General features: G+C 72.6%; 17 protein-coding genes. 8 read left to right on the top strand and 9 right to left on the bottom strand.

Annotated elements, in window-relative coordinates; all coding sequences use genetic code 11:
- Positions 1 to 112 precede the first annotated feature (112 nt).
- From AB0A95_RS24105 to AB0A95_RS24115, 3 genes are all read right to left on the bottom strand, one after another.
- Entirely contained in the window at positions 113 to 988 is an 876-nt protein-coding gene (locus AB0A95_RS24105) for an HAD-IB family hydrolase (RefSeq protein WP_357558028.1), read from the bottom strand.
- Between the two features lie 126 nt (positions 989 to 1,114).
- Positions 1,115 to 1,987 (bottom strand): DUF5667 domain-containing protein, encoded by an 873-nt coding sequence (locus AB0A95_RS24110; protein WP_357558029.1) that lies wholly within the window; start codon positions 1,985 to 1,987, stop codon positions 1,115 to 1,117.
- A 281-nt stretch (positions 1,988 to 2,268) separates the two neighbouring features.
- Entirely contained in the window at positions 2,269 to 3,234 is a 966-nt protein-coding gene (locus AB0A95_RS24115; protein ID WP_357558030.1) for an ECF subfamily RNA polymerase sigma factor, BldN family, read from the bottom strand.
- 717 nt (positions 3,235 to 3,951) lie between these two features.
- Between AB0A95_RS24115 and AB0A95_RS24120 the strand changes: the two genes are divergently transcribed.
- Entirely contained in the window at positions 3,952 to 4,206 is a 255-nt protein-coding gene (locus AB0A95_RS24120; protein ID WP_238658313.1) for a glutaredoxin family protein, read from the top strand.
- Positions 4,207 to 4,226: 20 nt separating this feature from the next.
- Entirely contained in the window at positions 4,227 to 4,889 is a 663-nt protein-coding gene (locus tag AB0A95_RS24125) for an HAD hydrolase-like protein (RefSeq protein WP_357558031.1), read from the top strand.
- Here AB0A95_RS24125 and AB0A95_RS24130 read toward each other — a convergent pair.
- Together AB0A95_RS24130 and AB0A95_RS24135 are read right to left on the bottom strand one after the other, a co-directional pair.
- On the bottom strand, positions 4,870 to 5,520 hold the full coding sequence (locus AB0A95_RS24130; protein WP_357558032.1) for a response regulator transcription factor: 651 nt from the start codon (positions 5,518 to 5,520) through the stop codon (positions 4,870 to 4,872). The two genes, AB0A95_RS24125 and AB0A95_RS24130, sit on opposite strands and share 20 nt — an antisense overlap.
- A gap of 58 nt (positions 5,521 to 5,578) precedes the next feature.
- Entirely contained in the window at positions 5,579 to 6,880 is a 1,302-nt protein-coding gene (locus tag AB0A95_RS24135; protein ID WP_357558033.1) for a sensor domain-containing protein, read from the bottom strand.
- A 370-nt stretch (positions 6,881 to 7,250) separates the two neighbouring features.
- Here AB0A95_RS24135 and AB0A95_RS24140 point away from each other — a divergent pair, with 370 nt between their 5' ends.
- From AB0A95_RS24140 to hemB, 5 genes are read left to right on the top strand one after another with little or no spacing between them, the layout of a single operon-like run.
- Positions 7,251 to 8,021 (top strand): redox-sensing transcriptional repressor Rex, encoded by a 771-nt coding sequence (locus AB0A95_RS24140; protein ID WP_357558034.1) that lies wholly within the window; start codon positions 7,251 to 7,253, stop codon positions 8,019 to 8,021.
- Entirely contained in the window at positions 8,018 to 9,415 is a 1,398-nt protein-coding gene (locus tag AB0A95_RS24145) for a glutamyl-tRNA reductase (protein WP_357558035.1), read from the top strand. The genes AB0A95_RS24140 and AB0A95_RS24145 overlap by 4 nt, the downstream gene beginning before the upstream one ends.
- Positions 9,412 to 10,380, top strand: coding sequence for a hydroxymethylbilane synthase (gene hemC / locus AB0A95_RS24150; protein ID WP_357558036.1), 969 nt, complete (start codon positions 9,412 to 9,414; stop codon positions 10,378 to 10,380). Before AB0A95_RS24145 ends, hemC begins: the two co-directional genes overlap by 4 nt.
- Positions 10,377 to 11,957 carry a uroporphyrinogen-III synthase gene (locus AB0A95_RS24155; protein WP_357558037.1) on the top strand — a complete coding sequence of 527 codons (1,581 nt, stop codon included), beginning with the start codon at positions 10,377 to 10,379 and terminating at the stop codon, positions 11,955 to 11,957. Before hemC ends, AB0A95_RS24155 begins: the two co-directional genes overlap by 4 nt.
- A gap of 21 nt (positions 11,958 to 11,978) precedes the next feature.
- Positions 11,979 to 12,962, top strand: coding sequence for a porphobilinogen synthase (hemB, locus tag AB0A95_RS24160; RefSeq protein WP_357558038.1), 984 nt, complete (start codon positions 11,979 to 11,981; stop codon positions 12,960 to 12,962).
- Here hemB and AB0A95_RS24165 read toward each other — a convergent pair.
- The 4 genes from AB0A95_RS24165 to AB0A95_RS24180 are packed head-to-tail and all read right to left on the bottom strand — an operon-like array spanning position 12,913 to position 14,445.
- Positions 12,913 to 13,371: a hypothetical protein gene (locus tag AB0A95_RS24165; RefSeq protein WP_357558039.1), complete on the bottom strand. Its 459-nt coding sequence runs from the start codon at positions 13,369 to 13,371 to the stop codon at positions 12,913 to 12,915. The genes hemB and AB0A95_RS24165 overlap by 50 nt on opposite strands.
- On the bottom strand, positions 13,323 to 13,604 hold the full coding sequence (locus AB0A95_RS24170) for a hypothetical protein (RefSeq protein ID WP_357558040.1): 282 nt from the start codon (positions 13,602 to 13,604) through the stop codon (positions 13,323 to 13,325). The genes AB0A95_RS24165 and AB0A95_RS24170 overlap by 49 nt, the downstream gene beginning before the upstream one ends.
- A 29-nt stretch (positions 13,605 to 13,633) precedes the next feature.
- Complete coding sequence (locus AB0A95_RS24175) at positions 13,634 to 13,861, bottom strand: hypothetical protein (RefSeq protein WP_357558041.1); 228 nt, start codon at positions 13,859 to 13,861, stop codon at positions 13,634 to 13,636.
- Between the two features lie 8 nt (positions 13,862 to 13,869).
- A complete protein-coding gene (locus AB0A95_RS24180) occupies positions 13,870 to 14,445 on the bottom strand; it encodes an NAD(P)H-dependent oxidoreductase (protein WP_357558042.1) in 576 nt (191 codons plus the stop codon).
- Positions 14,446 to 14,502: 57 nt separating this feature from the next.
- Between AB0A95_RS24180 and AB0A95_RS24185 the strand changes: the two genes are divergently transcribed.
- A complete protein-coding gene (locus AB0A95_RS24185) occupies positions 14,503 to 14,850 on the top strand; it encodes a MerR family transcriptional regulator (protein WP_357558043.1) in 348 nt (115 codons plus the stop codon).
- Positions 14,851 to 14,906 lie beyond the last annotated feature (56 nt).

The raw sequence follows: 14,906 nt of genomic DNA on the forward strand, positions 1-14,906 counted from the left end.
CAGCTCCACTCCACAACCGGAGGCCTTCACCTACCTACGACATCAGATCGTGTCGTCACACAACCTCGACCAACCTCCCTGGACAGCACACCTAGGGCGTGTGTCAAAGCCCCTAGCCGGCGCGGCGGCGGCGCTGGAGTGCCAGCCCGGCGGTGACCGCGCCGACGACCAGCCCGGCCGCGGCGGTGGACGGTACGGCGATCTTGACCGCCCGCCGGCCGGTGCGGAAGTCCCGTACCTCCCAGCCGTGCTGGCGGGCCTGCCGCAGCAGGGTGCCGTCCGGGTTGACCGCCACGGCCCGGCCCACGGCGGAGAGCAGCGGCAGGTCGTTGGCCGAGTCGCTGTAGGCCGCGCAGCGGGCCAGGTCGAGCCCTTCCACCACGGCCAACTGGGTGACCGCCTCGGCCTTCGCCGGCCCGTGCATCAGCTCACCCACCAACCGCCCGGTGTACGCCCCGTCCACGACCTCGGCCACAGTGCCGATGGCACCGGTCAGGCCGAGCCGGGTGGCGATCACCCGGCCGATCTCCACAGGGGCGGCGCTGACCAGCCAGACCCGCTGGCCGACGTCCAGGTGCCGTTGGGCGAGTTGGTGGGTGCCGGCCCAGATCCGGGGAGCCATCATCTCGTCGAAGATCTCCTCCGCGAGGCGCTCCACGTCGTCGACCCGCCACCCCTCCACGAAGGCCAGCGCGGCCTCCTTGGCCACTGACATGTCACCGGCGTGCTCCCGGGCCAACAGCCGGAACCGGAGCTGCTGCCAGGCGAACCGGGCCAGGTCGGCGGTGGTGAAGTAGTTGCGGGAGGCGAGCCCACGGGCGAACCAGTAGATCGACGCGCCCTGCATCATCGTGTTGTCCACGTCGAAGAAGGCGGCCGCGGTCGGGTCCGGGGCGGGGGCGACGGCAGGGGACAGGTCGGTCTCCGCCCAGCCCGTGGTGTGTCCCGCGGCGTCGGTGCTGACCGTCACCTTGCGGCTGCGCGCCACGCGACTCCCTTCCTCACCGGTACGACGGATGCCTCCCGCGAGGGTAGCCGCCGCGCACCGTCGACCGGCCGGGCACAGCGTGAACTGTGGCGCGGCCGGTCGGCGGTGCGGTATAAGGGCGTGCCGTCAGCGAGCCCCGGGGCAGGTGTTCGGGTCGGGGCCGAGGGTGTCGCTGGCGGTCGGGGCCGGCAGGCCGCAGGCGATCGCCGCGCGCAGCGCGTCCGAGCGTTCCCGGATGTTGTCAAGCAGACGCAGGGACCGCTGGGTCCGCTCCCGGTCGACGCGGCTGCTCCCGTCGAGCAGATTGCTCACCGCCCGACGTTGGCTGGTGACGAACGTGTTGAGCGTGTCCAGGCTGCCCGGCTCTGCCCGCTCGGCCGCGGCGGTGGTGAGTAGGCGGACACCCTGCCTGGTGTCGGCGTCCATGTCGTCGAGGACGGCGCTGTAGCCGACCCGGTCACCGCGCAGCTCGGCGGCCTCGCCCAGTCTGGTCCGGGCGAAGTCCAGGAAGAGCTGACCACGGCTGATGTCGGAGCTGGCCAGGGCGAGTTGCGCGCGTTCGGTCTTGCGCTTCATGCCGTACAGCGCGTCGCCGGGCACCGCGTTCTCGCTGGCGGCGGAGATGCCGGAGACGGCGATGGCGCCGGCGGCGATGCCGACCAGGATCGCGCCTCGGGCTCGGGCCCGCCGGGCGGTGACCGCCGGTAGCAGCCGCCCACGGGCGGTCGTGGCCGATTCGGTGGCCGCCGGTGTGGTGCCCAGCCCCTCCCGTTCGGCGGTTGCGAGCAGCATCGCCCGCAGGCCGGTACGGAAGTCCTGGTCCACTTCGACGGTCGGGGGGTCGGTACTGAGTCGTTGGCCCACCGCGACGACGGGCGCGAGTTGCGCGTCCATCCGGGATCGCACGTGGTGTCGCCGAGCGCCGTTGGCCTCGTCGAGAAGCTGCGCGAAGCGCTCGGCGCGCCGGCGGGAGAAGAGGATGTCATCCACCGCAGGCACCTCTCTCTCGCTGGTCACGGCCGGTCGGCCGCCGTCGTTGCCGACGACCGGGCGGCAGTGTGACACCACGGAGGTGAGGTGCCGCCGGCCTGCCGGTCGGACCTCGGTGACCCGGCCCTGCCGGGACAACCACCGGTCGCACCCGGAGAAACGCGGCGGACCTGGCACGGGTTACGGGCCGGGCGGAGCCGAAATTACAGAAAGTGATCGTCATCACCGGGCGGGACCGACTGTGAGCTGCACGGACGTCGATCGACGCCCATCGGTCCCGCCGCCGCGAACTACGGCTGGAAGCCGTCGGGCAGGAGCCGGGCCAGGGCGCGAACGGCCCGGTACTGGAGGGCCTTGATGGCACCCTCGTTCTTGCCCATCGCACGGGCCGTCTCGGCGACCGAGAAGCCCTGGAGGAAGCGGAGCACGATGCACTCCTGCTGCTCCGGGTTGAGCTGCTTCACGGCGGTGAGCAGCGCGACGTTGGTGATGTGCTCCACCACCGCCGCCTCCGGGCTGCCCTCCGGGCCCCGGTCCTCCCGATCGGCGTCGAGCACGTCACCGGTGGTGACCTCCAGCCGGTACCGGCCCGACTTGAAGTGGTCCGCGACCAGGTTGCGGGCGATCGTCACCAGCCAGGCGCCCAGGTCACGGCCCTGCCAGGTGAAACTGCCGATCCGCTTGAGCGCGCGCAGGAAGGTGTCCGAGGTGAGGTCCTCGGCGAGTTGGCGGTTGCCGACCCGGAAGTAGATGAACCGGAACACGGTGTCCACGTACCGGTCGTAGATCAGACCGAACGCCTCGGACTCACCGGCCTGGGCGCGCTCGATCAGCGTCCAGACCTCGGTGGCCGGGTCGGACGGGTCCGGGCGGCTCGGAAAGCCGGTCGGGGTGGTGGCGGTGGCGGCGATGGTGGCCGGCACCGCCGGGATCACCGCCGTCTCGCCCGCCGCCGGATCGGTGGTCACCGTCGGCGTCTCGCTGACCCGGCGACCCTGCGCGGGCATTGTCGGTCGGGCCGGAACGGCGACCCGGCCGCCGGTTGGTCGCGCGTTCCCGCCGGGCACCGCGGGCCGCGGCGGCGGCTCGTTGTGGTGTGGCCGGCTGCGGATCCGTTGCGCCGCGCCGTCGCCGCGCGCCGCGGTGCCGGGTGGTTCGTCCATTGGGGGGCGGGCCGTCGGGCGCTCGTTGACGTGCGAGCGTGCCGGTTGACCGGTCCGGCCGACCGGGCGTTCCGCGTAACCGAAGGTGGTCACCGGGTTGCCCCCGTCCCGTGGGTCGCCGGACGGGCCGGTCTGTGTCGTGTCGGGGCGGACCGACCGGGCAACCGGTCGGGCAGGGCGGTCGCGGGGGTTGCCGATGGGCGGCAAATCCCCTGGAGGTGCTGGTCCAATGCGCTAACAGGCACGGGGGCCTCCTCGGGCTGAGGGGTGTCGACTCACGGCAAATGGGGTGAGCCGACCCGAGTGATGATAGGGCCAACGTCACCCGCGCGTGGCAAGTCCGTTACACAAGGCGGAAGTATTTCCCGCTCCGTCGCACCAGCGGCGGACCGGTTGTCCGTCGTGTGCGTTTGACTTTCCGTTGACCGGCTGTTCCTGGATGGATGCCCAGGTCGGAGCCCTCGCCCGTTCGGTTGACCCTATCGCCTCGGGTGGCCGCGCGGTCGTGGCCGAAACACCTGCGGACGGCGCCGTCCATCCCATCGGTGGGACTCGATCGGCTCGTCGGTGGCACATAGGACCGTCCCGTGGACGGGACTGTCCCGGTGCGACGCCGCAGCACTGGTCCACACCGTCGGTCGTGGCCGGTCGCCGCCCGCCGTGCCAGACTCGATCACCGTGCCGGCCGAGTCGGCGGTACCGGGTGTGCGGCACCCGCGAACCGGCGAGACTGTGCGGGCGTACGCGGCGGCGGCGCCGGTGCGACAGGCGACGCTGCCGGCGCTCGCCGACACCCTGACGGAGGTACCGATGTCCACTGACGCCCGGCTCGCCCTGATCACCCGACCCGGCTGCCACCTGTGCGACGACGCCAAGGCCGCGCTCGACCGGGTGGTGGCGGTCACCGGCGACAAGTGGGTCGAGTGGGACGTCACCGGCGACGAGGGTCTGGAGCGGGAGTACGGGGACCGGCTGCCGGTGGTCATGCTCGACGGCAAGGAGCACGGCTACTGGCGGGTCGAGGAGGACCGGCTGCTGCGGGACCTGACCACGCCGCAGCTCTGACGGGTGCCTAGGGTGCTCTGATGACCTCTGCTCACCCGCACCTCGTCTGGGACTGGAACGGCACCCTGCTCAACGACCTCAGCCTGGTGGTGTCCGCCACCAACGTCGTGTTCGCGAGCCTGGGCGGGCCGACGGTCACCCTCGACGAGCACCGGGTGCGGTTCCGCCGGCCGATCGCCGAGTACTACGCCGAGGTGCTCGGCCAGGCCGTGGACCACGACGAGTTCGGCCGACTGGACCGGATCTTCCACGAGGCGTACCGCACCGGTTTGACGACCTGTGAGCTGGCCGCCGACGCGCGCGACGCGATGGCGGCCTGGCCGGGCAGTCAGAGTCTGCTCTCCATGTGGTTCCACGAGGAGTTGGTGCCGACCGTGCACACGTACGGGCTGACCGGCCGCTTCACCCGCGTCGACGGGCTGCGGGCGGCGGTCGGCGGCGACCGCAAGGCCGAGTCGCTCAAACTGCACATTGCCGAACTGGGTGTGGACGGCACCTCGGTGGTGTTGATCGGCGACTCCATCGACGACGCCGACGCGGCGCTCGCGGTGGGCGGCCGCGCCGTGCTCTACACCGGCGGGTTCACCGACCCGGGCCGGCTGCGCGCCTCCGGTCACCCGGTGGCCGACACCCTCACCGACGCGGTGGCCCTGGCCCGGGAGATCAGTTCCGCAGGTAGGTGAGGACGGCCAGCACCCGCCGGTGCTGCTCGGTGTCCGGTGGAAGGGTGAGCTTGGTGAAGATGTTGCGCACGTGCTTCTCCACAGCGCCGTCGCTGACCACCAGGGCACGGGCGATGGCGGTGTTCGAGCGGCCCTCGGCCATCAGCGCGAGCACCTCTCGCTCGCGCGGGGTCAATTCACGCAGGGGGTCGTCCCGGCGACGCCGGGCGAAGAGCTGACCCACCACCTCCGGGTCGAGCACCGTGCCGCCGGCCGCCACCCGGCGCAGCGCGTCCAGGAATTCGTCGATCGCGGCCACCCGGTCCTTGAGCAGGTAGCCGATGCCGCCGCCGGCACCGCCGGTGGCAAGCAGATCATCGGCGTACGAGACCTCGACGTACTGGGAGAGCACCAGGATCGGGGTACGCGGCACCAGCCGCCGCGCCTCCACCGCCGCCCGCAGCCCCTCGTCGGTGTGCGACGGGGGCATCCGGACGTCGACGATCGACACGTCCGGCTGGTGCTCCACCACTGCCTTGACGAGCGCGTCGCCGTCCCCGACGGCGGCCACCACCTGGTGCCCACTCTCGGTCAGCAGCCGGACCAGCCCCTCCCGGAGCAGGACGGCGTCGTCGGCGATCACGATCCGCATGGCTGTGTTGTCTACCACGTCCGGGCCGCCTCGGGGGCGCGGCGCGGTGCCTGATCGCTCACAGCGGCAGCTCCGCGCGGATCTCGGTGGGACCACCGGCCGGGCTGACCACCAGCAACTCCCCACCGGCGGCCCGCACCCGGTCGGCGATGCCGGCCAGCCCGTGCCCCTTGGCCAGGTGCGCGCCGCCCTGACCGTCGTCGCCCACCCCCACCTGGAGGTGGGTGCCCTGCCGGGCCACCGTCACCACGGCCTCGGTGGCCCGGCTGTGCTTGGCGACGTTCGTCAGCGCTTCGGACACCACGAAGTACGCAGTGTTCTCCACCGCCGGATCGAGCCGCCCCTCCGGGGTGCCGAGCTGCGGGTCCACCTGAAGTTCGATCGGGATCAGCCCGCGCCCGGCGATCGCGGCCAGGGCGCTGGGCAGGCCCCTGTCGACAAGGATCGGCGGGGCGATCCCCCGGGACAGTGCCCGCAGCTCGGCGAGCGTGTCCCGGGTCTGGGTGACCGCCTCGTCGATGGTCTGGCCGGCGGCCTCCGGGTCGGAGGCGAGCTGGATCCGGGCCCGGCTCAGGTCCATCGCCAGGCGAACCAGGCGCTGCTGGGGGCCGTCGTGGATGTCGCGTTCCAGCCGGCGTAGTGCGGACGCCTCGGCGGACACGGCGGCCCGCTTCTGCTCCTCCAGCACCGTGATCCGGTCGCGCATCTCGGCCACCCCGGTCAGCATGGCCTTGGCGAAGCTGGCCTGGAGCAGCGCACAACCCCGGACCACGATCGGCAGCGTGATCAGGAAGAACACCCCGAGCGCGGTGTTCAGACCGATCCGGGCGGTGGTCGAGTCGCCCAGGCCGAGCAGCTGCGCCAGGTCCTGGTCCTCGCCTGTCGGTCGGGGCAGCGCCCAGTCGTACACCCAGTAGAGCGAGCCGGCGATCGCGGCGGCCCACCAGATCACTGTCACCAGGCAGGTGGCTGCCGCCGCGACCAACCGCAGGATGCCGTGCGCCAGATCGAGCCAGGACTGGGCGTCCCGCATCGGCACGAAGATCCGCCGCCAGGTGTTCGCGCCCGGCTCGGGTAAACGGTAGTGCGGTCGGATCCGGGGCTGCCGAAGCACGGCCGGCAGCCGTAGCCGCTCGATGTCGGCCAGCCCACGGGCGGCGTACAGGGTGCCGCTGAGGATCGGCAGGCCGATCACCGTGACCACCAGGCCGAGGCCGACCGCGAAACCGGCCACGAGGACGACGAAGCTGGCCACCGCCAGGGGTAACCCGAGCAGCACGTACCCGGAGTCGACGAAGAGTTGGCGGGGGATGCTCGGTGCCAGCATCTGTTGGTCGCTGGTGGCGGCAACGGCGGTCATGGGGAAAGGCTAGGCAACCGGGCCCGGTGTCCCCATCCCGAAGCCCCGCCTCTCCCCCGTAGTGCTGTCCCTACCACCTGCGGGGCCACTCCCACCAGGCTCGGCGCGGGATTGGTCAGAGAAGTCGGGATTGAGCAATAATCGCCCGGGCGGCGTGCGGAAAACGCCGCTAAATCGATCTTGTGGAATGGAGGTGCCTGTGGAGTCGCGGCGCGCAGCGACAAGATCGCGATTTGTGCACGTCTTCACAAGCGCCTACTCTGTGACTCCGACGCGCCCTGCTAGCACAGCCGCCAACCTCGGTCGCCAGCGGGAGTCCATAAGCGGCCCACCAGCGGAGTTGGCCGAGGATCGCACCGCACGGAGTCTCATGAGTCAGCACCGTCACCCAGGCGCGCCCGGCCGCGCCGGTGCCGTACCAGCGCTCCCGGACCTGCCCGAGGCCACCGTCGCCCGGCTTCCGGAATATCTGCGCGCGCTGCACAACCTCGCCGACACCGGGCACGAGACGGTGTCCAGCGAGGGGCTCTCCGCCGCCGCCGGCGTCAACTCCGCCAAGCTCCGCAAGGACCTGTCCCACCTCGGCTCGTACGGCACCCGGGGCGTCGGCTACGACGTCACGCTGCTGATCGAGCAGATCGAGAATGTGCTCGGGCTCACCCAGCGCCGGGCGGTCGCCCTGGTCGGCGTGGGTAATCTCGGTCACGCTCTGGCCGGCTACAACGGCTTCGCCGGTCGGGGCTTCCGGATCGCCGCACTACTCGACGCCGATCCCTCCCGGGTCGGCGAAGAGATCAACGGCCTGGTGGTCAGGCATGTCGACGACCTCCCCACGGTCGCCGCGGAGGAATCCCTCGCGATCGGCGTGATCGCCACCCCGGCCGCCGCCGCCCAACAGGTCGCCGACCAACTGGTCGCCGTCGGCGTGACGAGCATCCTCAACTTTGCGCCGTGCGTACTCTCGGTGCCGGAGGGGGTCGACGTGCGCAAGGTCGATCTCGCCATCGAGCTGCAGATTCTGTCCTTCCACGAGCACCGCAAGGCGTCGCTGACCGCGCTGCCCGCCACCGGCGGGTCCGCTCTCACCGCCCTGCCCGGCGGGTTCGCGGCCACCGACACCCAGGAGGCGATAGGCACGTGAAACTGCTCGTCGTCGGCGCGTCCTATCGGACCGCCCCGGTCGCCACGCTGGAGCAACTGGCCGTCCCTCCCGCCGACCTGACCCGCACCCTGGACCGCCTCGTCGCCCAGCCGTACGTGGCCGAGGCGGTGATCGTCTCCACCTGCAACCGGGTGGAGGTCTACGCCGCCGTGTCCGGTTTCCACGGCGGGCTCGGTGACGTCTGCGCCGTCCTGGCCGAGCAGGCCGGCAGCTCGCCGGCGGCGCTCGCCAGCCACCTGTACGTGCACTACGACACAGCCGCCGTGGACCACGTGTTCCGGGTCGCCACGGGTCTGGACTCGATGGTGGTCGGCGAGGCGCAGATCCTCGGCCAGCTGCGCGACGCGTACCACTGGGCCACCGGCGCCGACTCGGCCGGCCGGCTGCTGCACGAGCTGATGCAGCAGGCGCTGCGGGTCGGCAAGCGGGCCCACGCCGAGACCGGCATCGACCGGGCCGGCCAGAGCGTCGTCACCGCCGCGCTGGAGCTGGCCGCCGGGCACCTCGACGGCGACCTCGCCGGCCACCCGGCCCTGGTGGTCGGCGCCGGCGCGATGGGCTCGCTCGGGGTGGCCACGCTCTCCCGACTGGGCGCCGGCCCGCTCACCGTCAGCAACCGGGGCGCCGACCGGGCCGTCCGGCTGGCCGAGTCGTACGGGGCGAGTGCCGCGCCAATGACCGAGCTGGCCGCCACCCTCTCCACAGTGGACATCGTAGTGGCCGCCACCGCGTCCACCGAACCGGTCCTCACCCGGGCGGTGGTCGGCGCGGCCCTGGCCGACCGGGACCCGGTCCGGGGCCCGCTGGTCCTGCTCGACCTGGCCGTCCCCCGTGACGTCGAGGATGGCGTCGCCGAGCTTCCCGGCGTCGAGGTGATCGACATCGACCGGATGGCGGCCCTGCTCGCCGACGGTCCGGCCGCCGCGGACGCCGCCGCCGTCGAACGGATCGTGCTGGGCGAGGTGGAGGGCTTCCTCACCTGGCTGCGCGGCGCCGACGTGGCACCCACGGTTGCCGCGCTGCGCGGCCGGGCCGACGACGTGGTCACCGCCGAGCTGCGCCGGTTGGCTCAGCGTCGCCCCGACCTCGGCGACGACCTGCGCGCCGAGGTGGCCCGGACGGTGCACCGGGTCGTGCAGCGGCTGCTGCACCAACCCACCGTCAAGGTCCGCCAGTTGGCCGCGGAGCCGGGCGGCGACCAGTACGCGGCCCTGCTTCGCGAGCTGTTCGACCTCGAGGTGCCGCAGACCTCTCCGGTGGACACCGTCCCGGAGGTGCTGGCCCCCGACCTCGGCGTGGCGCTCCCCGGCATCGACCCGGTGTCCGGAGCCGACACCGTCGAGCCGACCCCACCCTCTCAAGGAGCGCGATGATCGCCCCCCTGCGCCTCGGCACCCGGGGCAGCGCCCTGGCGATGGCCCAGTCCGGTCAGATCGCCGAGGCGTTGACCGCCGCCACCGGCCGCCCTGTCGAGTTGGTCGAGGTGGTCACCGCTGGTGACCGCTCCAACGCGCCGGTGCACCGGCTCGGCGTCGGGGTGTTCGTCTCCGCGCTGCGCGACGCGCTGACCGCCGGGACGATCGACTTCGCTGTGCACTCCTACAAGGATCTGCCCACGGCTGCCGCCGGTGGGCTGCACATCGCGGCGGTGCCGCCCCGGCAGGACCCGCGCGACGCGCTGATCGCCCGAGGCGGCCGGACGCTCGCCGAACTGCCGCCCGGTGCCACTGTGGGCACCGGCGCGCTACGCCGTATCGCCCAACTGCACGCCCTCGGCCTTCAGTTGGAGGTCACCCCGATCCGCGGCAACGTGGACACCCGCCTGGCGCGGGTGCTCGGCCCCGACGCCGACCTCGACGCCGTCGTCGTCGCCCGGGCCGGGCTGGCCCGGCTCGGCCGGCTCGACGTCGTCACCGAGGCACTGGACCCGATGCTGATGCTGCCCGCGCCCGCTCAGGGTGCGCTGGCCGTGGAGTGCCGGGTCGACGACCAGGACCTGGTCGAGCTGCTCACGGCGCTGGACCACGCACCGTCGCGCGCCGCGGTCACCGCGGAACGCGCGTTGCTGGCAACCCTGGAGGCCGGGTGCAGCGCACCCGTCGCCGCCTATGCCGAACTCGCCGAAGGCGACGACGGCGATGAGATCTACCTGCGCGGGGCGGTGATCAGCCCGGACGGCACTCGTGACCTCCGGCTGTCCCGCACCGGAACGCCCGCCGACGCGGCGGAGATCGGTAAGGCACTCGCCACCGAACTCCTCGACCTCGGCGCCGACTCGATCCTCGGCCACGAAGGACACACCGGCCCGGGGACCCAGCAATTTGGGAGCACAGAATGACCCGCACCCGTAAGCCCGTCGGCCGTATCGCGTTCGTCGGGGCTGGCCCCGGTGACCCGGGCCTGCTGACCCGTCGGGCCCACGACGCCCTTGTCGACGCCGACCAGGTGATCTACGACCGGGGAGTCCCGGAGTCGTTGCTCGCCGTCGTTCGCGCCGAGGCCTCCGACGATGCCGAGTTCACCCCCGCCGAAGGCGCACCCGGGGACGTGGCGAAGGTGCTGATCTCCGCGGCCCGGTCCGGGCTGAACGCGGTGCACCTGGTCGCCGGCGACCCGTTCGGCCACGACTCGGTGGTGAAGGAGGTGCAGGCGGTGGCCCGCACCGCCGCGCACTTCGAGGTGGTGCCCGGTGTCGGCCAGGCCGAGGGGGTGGCCACCTACGCGGGTGTTCCGCTGCCGGGTGTGCGTACCGCCGCGGACGTCGAGGACGTCAGCGCCCTGGACTTCGAGGCGTTGGCCGCGGCCGTCGGCCGGGGTTCGCTCGCGCTCGCCGTGGACGCCGGCGACCTCGCCGCCGTCCGGGACGGGCTGCTCGCCGCCGGGGTCGACGGCGCCACAGGCGTCGGTGTGACAGGCGACGGCACCGGCGAGACCCAGTACACGACCACGTCGACAGTGGACAGCTTCGTGGCCGCCGCGCTCGGCTTCACCGGCCGGGTGGTGCTCACCGTCGGTGTCGGGGTGGGTCAGCGCGACAAGTTGAGCTGGTGGGAGAACCGCCCGCTGTACGGCTGGAAGGTGCTCGTACCCCGCACGAAGGAGCAGGCCGGCGCGATGAGTGCCCGGCTGCGCGCGTACGGGGCGATCCCGTGCGAGGTGCCGACGATCGCTGTCGAGCCGCCGCGTACTCCGGCGCAGATGGAGCGGGCGGTCAAGGGCCTGGTCGACGGCCGGTACGCCTGGGTGATCTTCACGTCGGTGAACGCGGTCCGCGCGGTGTGGGAAAAGTTCGCCGAGCACGGCCTCGACGCCCGGCACTTCGGCGGCGTCAAGATCGCCTGCATCGGTGAGGCGACGGCGGACGCGGTCCGCGCGTTCGGCATCCAGCCGGAGCTGATCCCCGCCGGCGAGCAGTCGTCCGAGGGGCTGCTCGCCGAGTTCTCCCCGCACGACGAGATCCTCGACCCGGTGGGCCGGGTGCTGCTGCCGCGTGCCGACATCGCCACCGAGACGCTCGCTGCCGGGCTCACCGAGCGCGGCTGGGAGGTCGACGACGTGACCGCGTACCGGACGGTGCGGGCCGCGCCGCCGCCCGCCGAGATCCGGGACGCGATCAAGTCGGGCGGGTTCGACGCTGTCCTGTTCACGTCATCCTCCACCGTCCGCAACCTGGTCGGTATCGCCGGGAAGCCGCACGCGCGTACCGTTGTTGCCGTCATCGGGCCCAAGACGGCGGAGACCGCTACCGAGTTCGGCCTGCGGGTCGACGTGCAGCCACCGCACGCCTCGGTGCCCGACCTGGTGGAGGCGCTCGCCGCCTACGCCGTCGAGCTGCGCGAGAAGCTGGCCGCCATGCCGGCCAAGCAGCGCCGTGGCTCGAAGGTGCAGGGGCCGACCGCCCTCCGCTTCCGGTAGTCGTCTCCGAGGAGGCCCCTCATGTCGTACCCCGAGATCCGGCCCCGCCGGCTGCGCCGTAACGCGGCCGTGCGGCGGCTGGTCTCCGAGACCCGCGTCGACCCGGCCGAGCTGGTCGTGCCGATGTTCGTCAAGGAGGGGCTGACCGAGCCGCGCGCCATCGCGTCGATGCCCGGGGTGCTCCAGCACTCCCGGGACTCGCTGCGCAAGGCCGCCGCCGAGGCGGTCCAGGCCGGGATCGGCGGGATCATGCTCTTCGGAGTACCGGAACAGCGGGACTCGACCGGCTCCGCCGGCATCGACCCGAACGGCATCCTCAACGTCGCCATCCGCGACGTGGTCGCCGAGGTGGGCGACGCCACTGTGGTGATGAGCGACCTGTGCCTGGACGAGTTCACCTCGCACGGGCACTGCGGGCTGCTCACCGGAGACGGCGAGGTCGACAACGACGCCACCCTGGCCGCGTACGCCGAGATGGCGGTGGCCCAGGCCGCCGCCGGGGTCGGCATGGTCGGGCCGTCCGGGATGATGGACGGCCAGGTCGGCGTGGTACGCCGGGCCCTCGACGCCGCCGGGCACCAGGACGTGGCAGTGCTGGCGTACGCGGTGAAGTACGCCTCGGCGTTCTTCGGCCCGTTCCGCGACGCGGTGGAGTCGGCGCTGGATGGGGACCGGCGCACCTACCAGCAGGATCCGGCCAACCTGCGGGAGTCGCTGCGTGAGGTGGCGCTCGACGTCGCCGAGGGTGCCGACCTGGTGATGGTCAAGCCGGCGCTGCCCTACCTCGACGTGGTGTCGGCGGTCCGGGCCGCGGTGGACGTCCCGGTCGCCGCCTACCAGGTCTCCGGCGAGTACGCGATGGTCGAGGCCGCCGCCGCGAACGGCTGGATCGACCGGGAGCGCGTGATGCTGGAGACGCTGACCTCGATCAAACGGGCCGGCGCGCAGGTCATCCTCACCTACTGGGCGGTCGAGGCCGCTGGGCTGCTGCGCCAGCGTTACTGATCGACTGTCCGGGTTCCGCCGGGGTGGTCCCCTTGTCGGCACCCGCGGCGGCGGCCGGAAGTCGCCGGCTGGTCAGCCAGGCGAGCGCCAACAGCACGACAGATACCGCGAGCGCGAGCCGGGTGGCCTGCGCCAGTTCCGGCGCGAGACCGACCCGGGTCGGCCGGTCGAGCCGGTTGGCGGCCGTGATGCCTCCGCCGCCCAGGCTCGGGGCGAGCCGGTCCGTCAGCCAGGACAGGGCGGCGGCGATCAGCGCGGTGCCGGCCGCGACCGAGGTGTGCGACACAGTGGTGAGCAGCGTGGAGCCGGCGGGCAGGTCGCCGGGCGGTAACGATCGGCTGGCCGCGGTCATCGTCGGCATCAGCGTCGCGCCCATGCCCAGGCCGATGACCGCGCCCAGCGTGGCCACGCGAAAGCGACCACCAGCGTGGCGCCGAGCGCGAGCGGCAGCAGCACGGTCGCGGTGACGACTCCGCCCCGCTCGCCGGTGACGCTGAGCCCGCCGACCGCCAGCGCCAGGCCGGGGCAGAGCAGCAGCAGCCCGACGGCCATCCCGACCGGGTTGAGCAGCCCGCCACCCAGTCCCTGGAGCACCCGGAAGGCGATAAGCGACCCGACGTTCCAGGCGGCCCCGGCCAGCACGGAGCCGGCGGTGAACAGCAGCAGCGCGGTCAGGTAGCTGCGGCGGGCACCGAAGCGGCCGATCCCCAGGCCGCGGTGGGCATCACCGCGACCAGGGCGAGCGCGTAGCCGCTGGTGACCCAGCCGATCGTGGTGAGGTTGGTGTCCAGGTCGTCGACCAGCTTCGGTAGGGCCACCACGGTGACCGTGGTGTCGATCACCGCGAGCAGACCGCCCAGGGTCAGGTACCAGCCGAGCCGTCGTGCGGAGACGTCCATGTCGAGGCTCAGGGCCGGACGCGGCGGGCGACGCGCAGCGCCTCGGCCCACCAGGCCAACTCGCTCAGCGTGGCGTCGGCGGCCTGCCGCAGCGGCTCGTCGTCGACCAGCCGACCGGTGTCGTCCAGCCGCTCCCAGGGTGCCCGGAGCACCACCCCGGAGCGGGTCGTGGCGGCCTGCACCTCGGCGAAGACCAGCCGGAGTTGCTCGACCGCGCGGATGCCGCCGGAACCGGCGCCGTACGACACGAAGGCCACCGGCTTGCGGGCCCACTCCCGGTAGTGCCAGTCGATGGCATTCTTCAGGGCGGCCGGGAAGCTGTGGTTGTACTCGGGTGTCACCACCACGAACGCGTCGGCGGCGGCCAACCGGGCACTGATCGGGCTTGCCGCATTGCCCCCGGGCGGGGTGTCGGCGAAGGGTAGCGGCACCTCGGCGAGGTCGACGAGGTCCAGGCCGAGGTCCCCGCGACGGCCCGCGTGGGCGACGAACCAGTCGGCGATCGAGCGGCCCACCCGAGGTTGACGGACGCTCCCGACGAGCACGGCGACGGTCGGCGGCACGTTGTTCTCTTGCGGTGTCATGCTGTGGACGCTAGGACTTGAACTAATAGTGAAGTCAATGGCGGCGGGGGAGTGGCGATGGGCGCGTTGACGGTCGGCGAGGTGGCCCGGGAGAGCGGGGTCAGCGGCTCCGCCGTGCGGTTCTACGAACGGCAGGGCCTGATCGCGGCGGCCCGCACCAGCGGCAACCAGCGGCGCTTCGACTCGGACGCGGCCTGCCGGATCAGGGTGGCGCGAGTGGCCCAACGCGTCGGCCTGACCGTCAAGGACATCCGCGACCTGCTCGCGTCCCTGCCGCCCGACCCCGAGCTGACCGACTGGGAGGGTCTGCACGATCGGCTGACCGCCGAGGCCGAGCGGCGCATCCGCGACCTGCACGCGGCACTCGACGACATCCGCTCCGGTCGCCGCCTCTGCGACCTCTGACGCCGCCCGCGCGGGTCCGATTGCTGCCGCGAGCGGTTGGATCGGCCGGGAGCGCG

It is taken from the genome of Micromonospora sp. NPDC049230 (assembly GCF_040647875.1).
In the GTDB taxonomy this organism is placed as follows: domain Bacteria; phylum Actinomycetota; class Actinomycetes; order Mycobacteriales; family Micromonosporaceae; genus Micromonospora.